At 56.5% G+C, this 15,569-nt stretch carries 18 protein-coding genes; all 18 read right to left on the bottom strand.

Translation table 11 applies throughout. The features are described from left to right. Positions 1-22: 22 nt before the first annotated feature. Positions 23-565, bottom strand: a complete 543-nt coding sequence (gene ycfP, locus AAGR22_RS09255; protein ID WP_067703228.1) for an alpha/beta hydrolase YcfP — start codon at positions 563-565, stop codon at positions 23-25. A gap of 31 nt (positions 566-596) precedes the next feature. Further along, complete coding sequence (gene nagZ / locus AAGR22_RS09250; RefSeq protein WP_345831334.1) at positions 597-1,607, bottom strand: beta-N-acetylhexosaminidase; 1,011 nt, start codon at positions 1,605-1,607, stop codon at positions 597-599. A gap of 30 nt (positions 1,608-1,637) precedes the next feature. After that, positions 1,638-2,477, bottom strand: coding sequence for a thiamine kinase (gene thiK, locus AAGR22_RS09245; protein ID WP_345831333.1), 840 nt, complete (start codon positions 2,475-2,477; stop codon positions 1,638-1,640). Next, positions 2,461-3,060 (bottom strand): penicillin-binding protein activator LpoB, encoded by a 600-nt coding sequence (lpoB, locus tag AAGR22_RS09240; protein ID WP_345831332.1) that lies wholly within the window; start codon positions 3,058-3,060, stop codon positions 2,461-2,463. The genes thiK and lpoB overlap by 17 nt, the downstream gene beginning before the upstream one ends. Positions 3,061-3,071: 11 nt before the next feature. Next, a complete protein-coding gene (locus AAGR22_RS09235) occupies positions 3,072-3,440 on the bottom strand; it encodes a DUF1425 domain-containing protein (RefSeq protein ID WP_067703721.1) in 369 nt (122 codons plus the stop codon). 31 nt (positions 3,441-3,471) lie between these two features. Then, positions 3,472-3,822 (bottom strand): purine nucleoside phosphoramidase, encoded by a 351-nt coding sequence (gene hinT / locus AAGR22_RS09230; RefSeq protein WP_345831331.1) that lies wholly within the window; start codon positions 3,820-3,822, stop codon positions 3,472-3,474. A 170-nt stretch (positions 3,823-3,992) separates the two neighbouring features. Next, complete coding sequence (ptsG, locus tag AAGR22_RS09225) at positions 3,993-5,426, bottom strand: PTS glucose transporter subunit IIBC (protein ID WP_067703216.1); 1,434 nt, start codon at positions 5,424-5,426, stop codon at positions 3,993-3,995. Between the two features lie 288 nt (positions 5,427-5,714). Next, positions 5,715-6,509, bottom strand: coding sequence for a metal-dependent hydrolase (locus tag AAGR22_RS09220; RefSeq protein ID WP_067703212.1), 795 nt, complete (start codon positions 6,507-6,509; stop codon positions 5,715-5,717). 18 nt (positions 6,510-6,527) lie between these two features. Then, positions 6,528-7,517: a DNA polymerase III subunit delta' gene (gene holB / locus AAGR22_RS09215; RefSeq protein WP_345831330.1), complete on the bottom strand. Its 990-nt coding sequence runs from the start codon at positions 7,515-7,517 to the stop codon at positions 6,528-6,530. After that, positions 7,514-8,146 carry a dTMP kinase gene (tmk, locus tag AAGR22_RS09210; RefSeq protein WP_067703206.1) on the bottom strand — a complete coding sequence of 211 codons (633 nt, stop codon included), beginning with the start codon at positions 8,144-8,146 and terminating at the stop codon, positions 7,514-7,516. The genes holB and tmk overlap by 4 nt, the downstream gene beginning before the upstream one ends. Continuing rightward, a complete protein-coding gene (gene mltG / locus AAGR22_RS09205; protein WP_067703200.1) occupies positions 8,143-9,156 on the bottom strand; it encodes an endolytic transglycosylase MltG in 1,014 nt (337 codons plus the stop codon). The genes tmk and mltG overlap by 4 nt, the downstream gene beginning before the upstream one ends. Before the next feature lie 12 nt (positions 9,157-9,168). Further along, positions 9,169-9,969 carry an aminodeoxychorismate lyase gene (pabC, locus tag AAGR22_RS09200; protein WP_067703198.1) on the bottom strand — a complete coding sequence of 267 codons (801 nt, stop codon included), beginning with the start codon at positions 9,967-9,969 and terminating at the stop codon, positions 9,169-9,171. Between the two features lie 168 nt (positions 9,970-10,137). Further along, complete coding sequence (fabF, locus tag AAGR22_RS09195) at positions 10,138-11,379, bottom strand: beta-ketoacyl-ACP synthase II (protein WP_067703195.1); 1,242 nt, start codon at positions 11,377-11,379, stop codon at positions 10,138-10,140. An 88-nt stretch (positions 11,380-11,467) separates the two neighbouring features. After that, positions 11,468-11,704 carry an acyl carrier protein gene (gene acpP, locus AAGR22_RS09190; protein ID WP_004157115.1) on the bottom strand — a complete coding sequence of 79 codons (237 nt, stop codon included), beginning with the start codon at positions 11,702-11,704 and terminating at the stop codon, positions 11,468-11,470. A 153-nt stretch (positions 11,705-11,857) separates the two neighbouring features. Continuing rightward, on the bottom strand, positions 11,858-12,592 hold the full coding sequence (gene fabG, locus AAGR22_RS09185) for a 3-oxoacyl-ACP reductase FabG (protein WP_067703190.1): 735 nt from the start codon (positions 12,590-12,592) through the stop codon (positions 11,858-11,860). Positions 12,593-12,611: 19 nt separating this feature from the next. Beyond that, positions 12,612-13,535: an ACP S-malonyltransferase gene (fabD, locus tag AAGR22_RS09180; RefSeq protein ID WP_345831329.1), complete on the bottom strand. Its 924-nt coding sequence runs from the start codon at positions 13,533-13,535 to the stop codon at positions 12,612-12,614. A 16-nt stretch (positions 13,536-13,551) separates the two neighbouring features. After that, positions 13,552-14,505, bottom strand: coding sequence for a beta-ketoacyl-ACP synthase III (locus AAGR22_RS09175; protein WP_067703186.1), 954 nt, complete (start codon positions 14,503-14,505; stop codon positions 13,552-13,554). A gap of 6 nt (positions 14,506-14,511) precedes the next feature. Further along, positions 14,512-15,546, bottom strand: coding sequence for a phosphate acyltransferase PlsX (gene plsX / locus AAGR22_RS09170; protein WP_067703184.1), 1,035 nt, complete (start codon positions 15,544-15,546; stop codon positions 14,512-14,514). Between the last annotated feature and the right edge of the window lie 23 nt (positions 15,547-15,569).

The raw sequence follows: 15,569 nt of genomic DNA, 5'->3' as shown, positions 1-15,569 counted from the left end.
AACGCTCACGCTGCCTGAACGGTTAACCCAGCGTTTTAAAGGCTTTGATACGCTGAAGATGGGGAGCGATATTCTTAAATTTGTGGCCTTCGGTTTCGTCCCAGATAATCTCGTAGAAACTTTGCAGCGCGGCCGCGGAACGCTGACTGTCCAGCGCGTCATCCTGACGGGAAAGCACCGCCAGGCAGCGATCGCGATTCTTTTCACGAAAGTTACTCACGCATTTGCTGGCGATATCAACGTACTCCTCCGGGCGGTTGATCTTCCCTACCATGTTCTCTTCAGGCCACAGATTGGGGTTAAACATCACCTGGCGGATATCGCTAAGAAAGCCAATGCGCTCCGCCCAGAAACCGCCCAGACCCACGCCGCAAATGAGGGGCCTGTCGTCACTGCTGCTTTGCAGCAGCTTATCCGTCTCGTTCAGCAGAAACTGCATATCGTGCTTAGGATGCAGCGTGCTGTAGCTCAGCAGCCGCACATCCGCATCAATAAATTGCAGCTGCAGGACCTTCTCATGATTACCCGGGCTGGTTGAATCAAAACCGTGCAAGTAGATTATCATCGTCTGCCATCCTCTCTGTGGTGTTAGCCGGTCAACTACCCTTATGCGCCAGCCAGCGCGTCTGAAGTGCGCTCAGGGTTTGATGCGCCTCTTTCCAGCGGGCAGACGCCATCAGCTGCTCGCGGGTAAAAGTCCCCTGATGATAAAGGGAGGTGACGCGCTCAGCGTTGATCGGGGACAGATTATCGAGCACGCTTACCGCACCGTTGCGATTGTTGCATACCAGAATCATATCGCAGCCCGCAGCCAGCGAGGCTTCACCTCGCTCCGCATAGCTGCCCATAATCGCCGCGCCTTCCATCGACAGATCGTCGGAGAAAATCACCCCTTTAAAGCCCAGCTCGCCGCGCAGCACCGTTTTTAACCAGTGTGGCGAGCCGCTGGCGGGTCGGCTGTCCACCTGAGTATAAATGACGTGGGCGGGCATCACGGCATCCAGCGCCTGTTCGTCGATCAGCTGGCGGAATATCTGCATATCATGCTGGCGGATTTCCGCTTCGGTGCGATTGTCGCGCGGCGTCTCCAGATGAGAGTCTGCGCTGACCGCACCGTGGCCCGGAAAATGCTTACCGGTGGTCTTCATGCCGGCGCTGCGCATACCGCTGATAAAATGGCGCGCCAGAATGAGCGCGATGGCCGGGTCCTGATGGAAGCTGCGTTCGCCAATGGCCACGCTGCCGTGGCCAATATCCAGCACTGGCGCAAAGCTAATGTCGATATCCATGGCGATCATTTCCGACGCCATGAGCCAGCCCGCCTGCTCCGCCAGCTTTACCGCTTCCGCCTGCGGGTGAAGCGCTGCGAATGACTGCATGGCTGGCAGGCGGGTAAAGCCTTCGCGGAAGCGCTGAACGCGCCCGCCTTCCTGATCGACGGCCACGATCAGCCGATGACGGGAAGCCTGTCGAATCTGCCTCACCAGCTCCCGCAGCTGCGCCGGGTCGTGGTAGTTTCGACTGAACAGGATCAGCCCACCCGTCAGCGGATGTTGTAAAATTTCACGCTCTTCCGCATCCAGCTCGTAGCCGAGCACGTCTAACATTACCGGTCCCACTTCACACCTCTTCTTTGATTAGATCTGCTGCCAGGCTTCTGTCGCCAGCCCGTCATACAATTTATCACCGCTCTGCTGCCAGCGTCGTTCATACCAGCAGGCGATCAGGAGCCTCAGCCACGGCGCCCAGCGGCGGATCTGCTGGCGCAGCACCGCCGGATCAAGCTGCTGCCGTATCGCATAGTCTGCGATCAGACTCTCCTGCTGTGCCAGACAGAGATCGTTACCCGCAATCATCGCTGCCAGCTCCAGCGCGACGTCGCCGTCGCTGGCATATTCCCAGTCAATCAGATGCAGGGCGTCCCCGGTCTGCGTCACGATGTTGCCCGGGTGGATATCCATATGCAGCAGCGCCAGCCGCAGCGGCTTAGGCTCGCCCTGCCGCTGACAGCGGCGCAGCGCATTCAGCCAGCGGAGATGCCGACGCGAAGCGTGGCTTAACAGCCAGTACTGCTCCAGCAGCGGCAGCAGCAGCAGGCGAAAGCCGCTCAGCGGTTGCTGATGCAGCGCCGACACCCGCGCCGTAATATCGGGTAGCCGCTGCGAAAACTCATCCGGGGTAAGCGTCCTTCCCGCCTGCCAGTGCAACAGTAGCCAGCGCCGGTTATAACCCTGCACGACAGGCGCGAGACCGCTGTCGCTAAGCCCACGCAGAATATGATATTCACGCCGACGGTCAATGCCCGGCATCGGCGTGCTTTCCTGCTGCTGACGCGCCAGCAGCGTCACATCACCCACCTGCAATTTTCCACTCAGGCCGGTCAGGCCTGACAGCGGATAAAAAGAACCGGCGGGTTTAACCGCCGGAAACTGGTGTGCAATAAGCTGGCTTAGCGACGGATCAATGCTGAACGACACCGCTACCCGACCAGATAATTTCTCCGGTCTGCACCAGCATCAGCTGCATTTGCAGCGTGGGTGACTTCACGTCCCCCTCCGCATTGCTGTAGAGCACATACTGTGCGCCAACATAGCGCGCCAGACCGACCGCCTTGCTGCGTGAGCCCAGGCTGTCTTCAGCGGAAAGGCCCAGCGTCTGCTTAGCCGTTGCCAGCTGCTGCGGGGTGACCAGGGTAAACTGTGTATTGTTGGCCAGGGCGTTTTGCAGCGCACCCGTCGCCTTTGACGATTGCAGGCTACCGTTGGTACTGTTTTTGACGTTATCTACCAGCAATACGCTGCCGGCGGTAACGCCATCCGCTTTCAGCATCTGCGCCACCAGCGGGGTAACGCTGGCGTCCCAGTTGATGGACTGCATTTTAGGCGGCACCGGCACCGTCTCGATCGGTCCCGGCTGGGCTGGCGGCGGCACGGGCTGGGCTGGCTGGGCCGGTTCTACCGGTGCAGGCGACTGCGTCTGCTGCTGTTGATGGCTGATACAGCCGCTGAGGATCAGTGCCAGTAACAGCACGCCCGAACGTTTGGTTATTTTCCTTTCCACGCAATGACCTCTTACAGATACAAATAGAGCCTGACCTTACTGGCGGTCAGATTACCGGTTTGCGATGATATTTCAATTTTGTCGTGCGGCGCGACGGTGACGGTACGCGGACGCTCGAAGGGCAGTATCTCCAGCCCCTTATCGTCGTACCAGTAGAATCGGTAGTGGAGCGTTACCGCCCTCTCCTGCTGATTGTACAGTACCGAAGAGGCGCGCTGCTGCCCCTCATGCTCCGACAGAGTCGGCTCATCGGTGGTTATCCCGGCTGAGAGCACCGACGACTCCATCACCAGCGACTGTGAGGTATTAATGGTGGTGGTATCGCTGCTGCATCCGCTGAGGAGTGCAATCAGCGTCATGCCCGTAGCAAGAGCGCGCATCATAGAGTAGGTATCCGCGTTAAACGTGCATTTACTTTGCCAGCATTGGCCCTAAAGCACGGCCCCCGACGAGGTGCAGATGGATATGATACACCTCCTGCCCGCCGTGCTGATTGCAGTTCATGATCAGGCGGTAGCCGTCTTCGGCAATACCTTCCTGTTTTGCCACTTTAGCCGCCACGGTAATCATTCGACCCAGGGCAGCCTCATGGCCCGCTACCGTATCATTCACGGTTGGGATCAGGATGTTTGGCACCACCAGAATATGGGTGGGCGCCTGGGGAGAGATATCACGGAACGCGGTAACCAGCTCATCCTGATAGAGGATGTCAGCCGGAATTTCGCGGCGGATGATTTTACTGAACAGGGTTTCTTCAGCCATGGTGCATATCCTTGAGCGGCAGATTGATTTATCGCAGTATGAGCGAGAAATTCGATTTCATTCAACCTTACCGTCACTTTTCTTTCCCTGAATGCGCGCCTTTGCAGCATTTCAGCCTTACAGAGATAAAAAAAGGGCGCTTTCGCGCCCTCAGTGGTACTGACTAACGGTTACAGCTTGCGCATGTAGTCATCCATATCGGTCTTCAGGTTATCGGATTTAGTACCGAAAATGGCCTGAACGCCCGAACCCGCCACGACCACCCCTGCGGCCCCCAGCGTTCTCAGGCCGGTCTGATCGACCTTAGACACGTCGGCCACGCTAACGCGCAGACGGGTGATACAGGCATCCAGGTTTGTGATATTTTCCTTACCGCCAAAGGCCGCCACCAGATTAGCCGCCATCTCGCTGGCATTACCCGTAGCCTGATCGCGGGTTGCATCTTCACGACCCGGGGTTTTCAGATTGAACTTAGCAATCACTACCCGGAAGATGGTGTAATAAACCAGACCATAAATGATGCCGACAATCGGGAACAGCCAGATTTTGCTGCTGTTGCCGCTCAGTACCACAAAGTCAATCAGCCCGTGGGAGAAGCTGGTGCCATCACGCATGCCCAGCAGAATACAGATTGGGAATGCCAGCCCGGCAAGGATAGCGTGAATCACATAGAGGATCGGTGCCACGAACATGAATGAGAATTCAATCGGCTCGGTGATCCCGGTCAGGAAGGCCGTCAGCGCGGCGGAGATCATAATCCCGCCCACTTTTGCGCGGTTTTCAGGCTTAGCGGAGTGCCAGATAGCAATCGCCGCAGCAGGCAGGCCGTACATTTTGAACAGGAAGCCGCCTGACAGTTTACCGGCAGTCGGATCGCCCGCCATGTAGCGCGGAATGTCACCGTGGAACACCTGGCCGGCCGCGTTAGTAAATTCGCCAATCTGCATCTGGAAAGGAACGTTCCAGATATGGTGCAGCCCGAACGGCACCAGGGCGCGTTCAATCAGGCCATAGATACCGAAAGCCACCACCGGGTTCTGATAGGCGGCCCACTGTGAGAACTCCTGAATGGCGGTACCCACCGGTGGCCAGATAAATGAGAGCACGACGCCCAGGAATATAGCCGCCAGCCCGGAAATAATCGGGACAAAGCGCTTACCGGCAAAAAAGCCCAGATACTCAGGCAGCTTGATGCGATAAAAGCGGTTAAACATATAGGCAGCGATGGAACCGGCGATGATCCCCCCGAGTACACCGGTATCGGCCAGGTGTTTAGCGTCGATTTCCGCCGCAGAAATATGCAGTACCAGCGGCGCTACCACTGCCATAGTTTTAACCATTATGCCGTAGGCGACTACCGCAGCCAGCGCCGAAACGCCGTCATTATTGGTGAACCCCAGCGCCACGCCGATGGCAAATATCAGCGGCATATTGGCAAAGACGGAGCCGCCCGCATCAGCCATAACGTGAGAAACCACGGCAGGCAGCCAGCTGAAGTTAGCCGAACCGACGCCCAGCAGGATACCGGCAATCGGCAGGACCGATACTGGTAACATCAGCGATTTACCGACCTTTTGCAGGTTTGCAAATGCATTTTTAAACATAGTGTCAAACTCCTGAGTATGAGTGCTTTTATCCGCGCGGTGCGCGTGGCAATGGGGGGAGGTCCCACTGCCGAAGGAGCGTTGTTACGCTCTCAATATTTATTACGAACTGTAAAATAAATCGGTCATGATTTGTTTGATGATTGTCACGTTTCATCTAACATTCGTTGCATACGTAGCGTATTTTTCTGATAAACGCCAATTTCTGACCATAAAAAAACGGCACCGCCCTGCGGAGGCGATGCACTTTACGATCGGCAACGAATTATTACGAGCAGTAAAATTATTTTAGCGGTCTGACAGCTCAGAGAGCGGGACGTGGAACAGCGTAGAGAAGTTTTGCGTTGTCGCTTCAGCCATTTCCTCAATGCTAACGCCTTTTAACACGGCCATATACTCAGCAACGTCGCGCGTCCAGGCCGGCTGGTTTTCCTTACCGCGGTAGGGAACGGGTGCCAGATAAGGTGAGTCAGTCTCCACCAGCATTCTGTCGAGAGGCACATAGCGCGCCGCCTCGCGGATCGCTTCAGCGTTGCGGAAGGTAACGATGCCGGAGAAAGAGATGTAAAAGCCCATATCCAGCAGTTTTTCTGCCGTTTCACGATCCTCGGTAAAGCAGTGCAATACGCCGCCACAAGCCTCTGCCTGCTCCTCTTTCAGGATCGAAAGGGTATCTTCGCGCGCGGCGCGCGTATGGACGATAACGGGCTTATTCAGATCGCGGCCTGTGCGGATGTGCTCGCGGAAAGAGGCCTGCTGCTGCGCTTTCGTTTCCTGCTGGTAGTGATAGTCCAGCCCGGTCTCTCCCATCGCTACCACGCGAGGGTCGGCCGCCAGCCGGCGAAGATCGGCGAAATCCCACTCTTCTTCCTGGTTGAGCGGGTGTACGCCGCAGGAGAATGCCACGTTTGGCCTGTCGCCAATCAGCTGCCTCATGGCGGTATAGCCGGGCAGCGTGGTGGCAACGGCCAGCATAAACTTCACGTCGCGGGCGGCAGCCTTAGCCAGTACGTCGGAGACGTCCTGATGAAGATTTTCATAATCCAGGCCATCAAGATGGCAGTGTGAATCGACTAAAAACATAATTACTCTCTGGTTCGTTTACCCGACCGTAGGGGTGTGCAGCATCTGCTCCCAGCCCAACAGCCGATCGGTTAATAACAGTTCGCGATTGACGGCAGAGACATGCAGCAGCCGATCGCGACAGATAATCCATTCCCGCAGGCTGAGATCCAGCGCGCTGCCGGGAAGCTGTGACGCCATTCCGGCAATCAGCGGCTGGCGATCTGCGTTCGCAATAAAAGCCCCACCGCCCTGCTGCCACTTCAGGGCATCCACCAATAGCGCACACAGCCAGCCAATGCGCCTGGCCGCGTCATCATGATTGAGAACCGGCAGGAGGCGCAACATATCCGACTGTAGCGCCTCCGGCAGTGCGTGACATAATGCTTCCCGCGCTGCCCAGATCTTCTCTTCCAGCAGCCCAAGGGCCGCACCCGGTGCTCCTCCACTCAGGCGCAGAGCGGTGATACAGGCATCCTGAGGCGCCCCAACCTGTTTTTGCAGCCAGCTCAGGCTCGGCTCCTCCGGCGGCGGTGCCAGATGAAAGTTCTGACAGCGGCTGCGCAGCGTGGCCAGCAGATCCGCAGGCTGGTGGCTGCTTAACAGAAACCAGGTATTTTTGGGCGGCTCTTCCAGCGTTTTTAACAGAGCGTTTGCAGCCGCCTCGGTCAGCTGCGACGCATCGGGCAGCCAGACAACCTTCGCGCCCCCCTGCTGAGCGTGATGGTAAAGTTTTTCCGTCACGCCGCGAATGGCATCAATACCCAGCGACTGCTTGCCCTTCTCCGGCGAAAGCTGATACCAGTCGGGATGCGTATGCGCCTGCATAAGCTGGCAGGCGTGGCAGGTGCCACAGCTTTTAAAGCCATCGCGGCGCTGGCACATCAGCCAGCGGCTTAGCCCCCACACCAGCGAGGCATCGCCCATACCGGGAAGCGACTGCAATAACAGGGCATGATGCCCTCTGCCCGCCTGGTGCTGGCTGACAAGCTGCCGGTAGGGTTGATTCAGCCACGGATACCAGATCAAAGCTGCGCCTTAAGCCAGCCCGCGACCGATGCACGTATGGCCTGCGTGACCTGCTCCAGTGACTGGGTGGCATCAATGGTGGTAATGCGCCGATCGCTGGCCGCCAGCGACTGATAGCGTTCGCGAACGCGGGTAAAGAAGTTGAGTGACTCCTGCTCAATACGATCCAGCTCGCCTCTTGCCCGGGCACGTTGCAGGCCGATTTCAGGCGTGACGTCCAGATAGAGCGTCATATCGGGGGCAAAGTCACCGAGCACGCTGCTTTTCAGCTGCGCCATCAGGTTGCTATCCATGCCGCGCCCGCCGCCCTGATAGGCCTGCGAGGAGAGATCGTGACGGTCGCCCACCACCCATGCGCCGCGGGCAAGGGCAGGTTTAATGACGTTCTCCACCAGCTGGACCCGGGCGGCATAGAGCATTAATAATTCTGCCCGGTCAGTGATCCGTTCATTTTCGACGCCCTGCTTTATCAGATCGCGCAGTTTTTCTGCCAGCGGCGTTCCCCCCGGTTCGCGGGTAAAAACGATCTCAGCGATCCCCTGTTGCCTTAGCTCAGCGACCACCACGTCACGGGCGGTGGTTTTCCCTGCGCCCTCCAGCCCTTCAATCACAACAAACTTACCGCTCATTTCTGTTCCTTAACGGCCAGACGCCAAGCCTGAACCGCCCGATTATGACTGGCGAGATTAGTGGTAAAGGTATGTCCTCCCTTACCATCCGCAACAAAATAGAGGAAGTCTGTTTTCAGCGGATGCGCCGCCGCTTCCAGCGAGGGCTTGCCCGGCATCGCAATAGGTCCTGGCGGCATGCCGGGGATAATATAGGTGTTCCAGTCGCTGGGCGTTTCGAGATCCTTACGCGTCAGGCTGCCCTTATAGCGATCGCCCATACCGTAAATCACCGTTGGGTCAGTTTGCAGACGCATGCCCAGCCGCAGACGGTTAATAAATACCGATGCCACCTGGCTGCGCTCTGGTCCTATCGCCGTCTCTTTTTCAACAATCGAGGCCATGGTCACCAGGTCGTTCTTATCCTTATAGGGCAGGCCGTCTGCTTTTTCCTGCCACAGCCGGTCAACCAGACGATCCATCCGCTCATGGGCTCGCTTAAGCAACGCAACATCGGTGGTGTTAGCCGTATAGGAGTAGGTGTCGGGATAAAACCAGCCTTCAACATCCTGCTCCTTCAAATCCAGAGCAGCGGCGACCGCCGTCAGGCTGTCAGCCGATAGCGTATGCTTAATATAGGGCGCAGTGCGCAGTGCGGCCAGCCACTCCTGCATGCGCGTTCCCTCAACAAAACGTATCGGGAACTGGGCTTCTTTGCCGCTGGCCAGCAGTGCCAGCATCTGGCGGACGGTCATCCCCGGCGTAAAGCGATAGGTGCCCGCCTTGAATTTGGCCAGATCCGGTTCCAGCTTCAGTAACCAGCCAAACCACCGGGTACTGGCCACCACATGCTGTTTATTCAGTTCGGCTTCCAGCACCACTCTGCCCGAGCCCGCCGGGAGGGTGAATATCGTTTCATCGTGAATGGGCAGCGTGGAATCCGCGTACTGACGCACCTGCCAGTAACAAACGGCAACAGCAGCCACGGCGGCCAGCGCCAGGATGGTAATAATTTTTCGCGTAGGTGTCATGAAATGTCCATGTTAAACGTTTCTGGCAGTAATCAAATTGAACAGCTGGCGGGAAGCGTAGTGCCACGTGTCGATCTGACGGACCGGCACCACGGGCATTAGCGCATTGGTGATAAACACCTCATCCGCATTGGCAAGCGTATCGGGCGGCATTCTGACCTCATGCAGCGCGATCCCCCGCTCTTTTAACTGATGGATAACCCACTGACGTTGAATACCCTCAACGCCAGATGCGTGCAGGTCGGGCGTATAAACCTGCTCTCCCCTGCGCCAGAATAAATTTGCCGCACAGCATTCCACCAGCAACCCTTCGGTGTCAAGCACCAGGGCTTCGTCGGCTTCGGTCTGCTCAAGCTCTGTACGGATGAGTACCTGCTCCAGGCGATTCAGATGTTTAATACCCGCCAGCAGGGGGTTTTGCCCCAGCCGGACTGAACTTAGCGTCAGCCTGGCGCCGGTTTCACGCAGTTGGGCGTAATGTTGCGGATAGGGTGACAGGTAGAGGATCCGCGTCGGGCTGTCACAGCCCGCAGCACTGTAGCCGCGCCCACCTGAGCCGCGTGAAATAATGGTTTTCAGGACGCCATCGCTGCGCTGCGATGCCGCATAGATCATTTCAGCGCGCAGCGCCCCCCAGTCAACAGCCGCAATGCGCAGACGTTCACAACCTGTAGTAAGCCGTTGCAGATGGGCTTCCAGCGCAACGATCTGCCCCTCAACAATACGCGCCGTCGTAAAACACCCGTCGCCAAAATGCACGGCACGGTCTGCTGCTGCAAGACTGTTTTGTGACTCGCCGTTTATCCAGGCCATTCATCCCTCCGGTGACGATAACATAGGGGTAAAGATTACCTGTAAGCCCGAACGGATTCACCCGATCGCCAGGACTAAATTGTATAAAGATTAAAAAATGCGGATGCGCCAGCAGCCAGAAATGAAAAAGCCCCGCTGGTGCGGGGCTTCAGATACCACATTGCGGGATTAGATCCGTCGGAAGATCAGCGAGCCGTTCGTTCCGCCAAAGCCAAAGGAGTTGCACAATGCGTATTCCAGTCCACTGACCTGACGTGCGGTATGCGGCACGAAATCAAGGTCACAGCCTTCATCCGGGTTATCAAGATTGATGGTGGGTGGGATAACCTGATCGCGCAGCGCCAGTATCGAGTAGATTGACTCAACTGCACCGGCGGCCCCTAACAGATGCCCGGTCATCGATTTCGTTGAACTGACCATCACGGTTGATGCAGCAGCGCCGAAGACGCTCTTCACCGCCTGCGTTTCCGCTTTATCACCGGCCGGCGTTGAGGTGCCATGCGCGTTGATATAGCCAATCTGTTCCGGTGACAGCTGCGCATCTTTCAGTGCATTGACCATTGCCAGTGCTGCGCCCGCACCATTTTCCGGCGGAGAAGTCATATGATAAGCATCGCTACTCATGCCGAAGCCCACCAGCTCAGCATAAATTTTCGCGCCGCGTTTTTTCGCGTGCTCATACTCTTCCAGCATCACGATACCCGCGCCATCGCCCAGCACGAAGCCATCGCGGTCTTTGTCCCACGGACGGCTTGCCGCCTGAGGATCCTCATTGCGGGTAGACAGCGCACGGGCCGCGCCAAAGCCGCCAATCCCCAGAGGGGTACTGCCCTTCTCTGCACCGCCCGCCAGCATGACATCGGCATCGTTGTAAGCAATGATGCGCGCTGCCTGTCCGATGTTATGTACACCGGTCGTACAGGCGGTAGAGATAGCAATGCTGGGGCCTTTCATGCCAAACATAATAGTCAGGTGACCGGCTATCATGTTTACAATCGTAGAAGGCACGAAGAAAGGGCTAATCTTACGCGGACCGCCGTTGACCAGAGACGTGTGGTTCTCTTCGATCAGACCAAGACCACCAATACCGGAGCCGATAGCGGCACCAATACGGTCGGCGTTTTCATCGGTGATGACCAGGCCAGAATCCTGCATGGCCTGTATGCCAGCGACAACTCCATATTGAATAAAGGCGTCCATCTTGCGCTGATCCTTACGCGAGATAAACTCTTCACAGTTAAAATCCTTTACTAAGCCAGCAAAACGCGTTGCGTAGGCACTAGTATCAAAATGGTCGATCGGGCTGATGCCACTCTGACCGGCAACAAGAGCATTCCAGGTAGACTCTACGGTATTGCCGACAGGAGACAACATGCCAAGACCAGTCACAACTACACGACGCTTAGACACGTTCGTCCTCCAGGGAGGGAAAAAATGACACTGTGTGGGACGTTCAGATAAAACTCAGGCGGTCGAGTGACCGCCTGGAGATGCTCACTTAAGCCTGGTGACCATTGATGTAATCAATAGCAGCCTGAACAGTTGTGATTTTCTCAGCTTCTTCATCCGGGATCTCGGTATCAAACTCTTCTTCCAGAGCCATAACCAGCTCAACGGTATCAAGAGAATCAGCGCCCAGATCTTCTACAAAAGAGGCAGTATTTACAACTTCTTCCTGCTTAACGCCAAGCTGTTCGCCAATGATTTTCTTAACGCGTTCTTCGATAGTGCTCATACTATTAAATTTCCTATCAAAACTCGCTTTCGCGATGGTTTTCGTAGTGTATAAAATGTTGAAAAAGATGCAACTAAATCCCGGCTGGTCTAACCACGATTTTACGTTATTTTGCGGGATTCGCCGCAAATAACGCAAATAATTTCGTGATTATCAGACCATATACATTCCGCCGTTGACGTGAAGCGTCTCACCAGTGATGTACGCCGCCTCGTCGGAGGCTAAAAATGCAACGGCATTGGCGATTTCCTGTGGGTCGCCAAGGCGCCCCGCAGGCACTTCCGCCAGAATGCCCGTACGCTGATCTTCAGTCAACGTACGCGTCATGTCGGTTTCAATGAAACCAGGAGCCACAACGTTAACGGTAATACCACGTGACGCGATTTCACGCGCCAGTGATTTGCTAAAGCCAATCAAACCTGCTTTTGCTGCTGCATAGTTTGCCTGGCCCGCATTACCCATCGTTCCGACAACGGAACCGATGGTAATAATTCGGCCTGCGCGCTTCTTCATCATAGCGCGCATTACCGCTTTTGACAGGCGGAAAACGGAAGTCAGATTCGTTTCCAGGATATCCTGCCACTCATCATCCTTCATCCGCATCAGAAGATTGTCGCGCGTGATGCCTGCATTATTGACTAAAATGTCGACTTCACCAAACCCGGCGCGAATATTTTCAAGCACCTGCTCAATAGAAGCTGTTTCAGTCACGTTCAGCGACAGGCCTTTGCCCTTGCTGCCGAGATAAGCACTGATTGCATCCGCGCCGCTCTGGCTGGTGGCGGTGCCGATCACTATTGCGCCGCGTGCGGCCAGCGTTTCAGCGATAGCGCGCCCAATTCCGCGACTTGCGCCCGTTACCAGCGCAATTTTTCCTTCAAAGCTCATCATCTTCCTCGTATAACTGTTAAAGCGCAGCGGACAGGCTGACCGGATCGTTCACCGGTGCCGCCGTCAGGGTATCAACGATACGCTTAGTCAGGCCAGTTAGCACTTTACCCGGCCCCACTTCCAGCAGCGACGTCACGCCCTGGGCTGCCATAAATTCCACACAGCCGGTCCAGCGAACCGGGCTGTACAGCTGACGAACCAGCGCACTACGGATAGCCTCAGCCGAGGTTTCGCATTTGACATCAACATTATTCACGACCGGTACAGTCGGGGCGTTGAAGGTCAACTTCTCCAGCGCTATCGCCAGCTTGTCCGCGGCGGGCTTCATCAGCGCGCAGTGTGAAGGTACGCTGACCGGCAGCGGTAGCGCACGTTTGGCGCCAGCGGCCTTGCACGCGATACCTGCACGCTCAACGGCTTCTTTATTTCCGGCAATCACAACCTGCCCTGGCGAGTTGTAGTTAACCGGTGAAACAACCTGGCCCTGGGCAGACTCATCACAGGCTTTTGCGATAGAGGCATCGTCCAGACCAATAATGGCCTGCATGGCACCCGTGCCTTCCGGCACCGCTTCCTGCATCAGTTTTCCGCGCAGCTCTACCAGCCTGATAGCATCAGTAAACTCAAGCACGCCTGCACAAACCAGCGCACTATACTCGCCCAGGCTGTGTCCCGCCAGCATTGCTGGCATCTTGCCGCCTTTTTCCTGCCAAACGCGGAAAATAGCAACAGATGCAGCCAGCAGCGCGGGCTGCGTTTGCCAGGTTTTGTTCAGTTCTTCAGCAGGCCCATTCTGCACCAGCGCCCACAGGTCATAGCCCAGCACCGCAGAAGCTTCGCCAAAGGTTTTTTCAACTGTAGGGTTTTCCGCTGCCAGTTCAGCCAGCATGCCAGACGTCTGTGAGCCCTGACCGGGGAAAACCATTGCAAATTGCGTCATTGTCATTTCCTGTTAATCAAAAACGAACCAGCGCCGAGCCCCAGGTGAATCCACCGCCGAAGGCTTCCAGCAGGATCAGCTGGCCGCGCTGAATACGACCATCGCGCACCGCTTCGTCGAGCGCGGTCGGGACCGAGGCCGCAGAGGTGTTACCGTGACGATCCAGCGTCACCACCACTTTTTCCATCCCCATGCCCAGCTTGCGGGCAGTGGCATTGATAATACGCAGATTTGCCTGATGGGGGACCAGCCAGTCAATGGCTTCGCGTTCGAGATTGTTGGCCTGGAGCGTCTCTTCAACAATATGCGCCAGTTCAGTAACCGCCACTTTGAACACCTCGTTCCCCGCCATCGTGACGTAGGAAGGCTGTTCCTGATGCTCACGATCCTGATTGCTCAGCGTTAACAGCTGGCCGTAGCGGCCATCGGCATGAAGATGGGTAGAGATGATGCCCGGCTCCTCGCTGGCACCCAGTACGACGGCACCGGCACCGTCGCCGAACAGAATGATTGTGCCGCGATCTTCAGGATCGAGCATGCGCGCCAGCACGTCGGCGCCAATGACCAGTGCATTCTTCACTGCACCGTTTTTGATGTACTGATCGGCAACGCTAAGACCGTAGGTAAAGCCTGCGCAGGCAGCCGCCAGGTCGAACGACGCGGCATCATCAATTTCCAGCATCTGCTGGATCATGCACGCCGAGCTGGGGAAGGCATGGCTGGATGAGGTGGTGGCAACCACGATCAGCCCGATGTCGTTTTTATCGATACCGGCCATTTCCAGCGCGCGCCGGGCGGCCTGGAATCCCATGGTTGCGACATTTTCATCTGGCGCGGCAATACGACGCTCACGGATACCGGTTCGGGTGACAATCCACTCGTCCGACGTATCCACCATTTTTTCCAGATCGGCGTTAGTCCGCACCTGTTCGGGCAAATAGCTGCCCGTACCGATAATCTTCGTATACATTTCCGCTCAGTCACTCTTAGGTAATACAGCCTGAAGGCGGGCAGCAATCCGCTCCGGAACTTGCCGCCGCACCGCCTGCTCTGCCTGTTCGATCGCCGCAGCGAACGCGCTTTGATTGGCCGCGCCATGGCTTTTTATCACCGTGCCGCGTAATCCTAACAGACAGGCGCCATTGTACTGGTCGGGATTGAGATGGCCGAAGCGCCTTGCGAGGCGTTTCTTCAGTAAATGCCCCAGCAGCGACAACCACCATACCCTCTTTTTACCTTCGCCCTGTGATTTCAACAGCGAAAGAAACATTCTTACCACGCCCTCCATGGTCTTTAGCGTGATATTGCCCACGAATCCATCGCAGACAAGCACATCCGTTTTACCGGTAAGAAGATCGTTACCTTCAAGGTAACCAATATAGTTAATATCTGGCGATTCACGCAGTATATCAGCCGCCTCGCGGATGCTGGCGATACCTTTATTCTCTTCCTGGCCGATATTCAGCAGCGCTACGCGTGGGTGAGTAATGGTCAGTAACTCTTCTGCCACCACCGCGCCCATAATGGCAAACTGCACCAGCATCGCGCTGTCCGACTCCACATTCGCGCCCAGGTCAAGCACCACCGTTTTGCCCTGCCTCTGGTGGGGCAGAACGGTCATCAGCGCCGGACGCTCAATGCCTTCCAGCGGTTTTAACAGCAGTTTTGACAGCCCCATCAGCGCACCGGTATTTCCGGCACTGACGCACGCCGCTGCCCGCCCCTCTTTGACCAGCTCCAGCGCCACGCGCATGGAGGAGCCGCGACTGTGTCGGATGGCCCAGGAGGGTTTGGCATCACTGGCAATAACCGACTCGGCAGGAATAACCTGCAGGCGCGCGAGTGCGGCTGAATCAGCTTTTGCAAGTAATGGCTTGATTTTGTCGGGATCGCCGACCAGAAGAAGATGCAAATGCAGATCGGAGGCCAGTGCCTGCATTGCAGCAGGCACTGTCACGCAGGGACCGAAGTCCCCGCCCATGGCATCGAGTGCCAGGGTCAGACGTGTCAAAGTATCGCCGCGCTGTTCCGCAG

The sequence above is a fragment of the Erwinia sp. HDF1-3R genome (genome assembly GCF_039621855.1).
Classification (GTDB): Bacteria; Pseudomonadota; Gammaproteobacteria; order Enterobacterales; family Enterobacteriaceae; genus Erwinia.
Note: the sequence above shows the minus strand (reverse complement) of the source record. Positions and strands in the feature narration are given on the sequence as shown.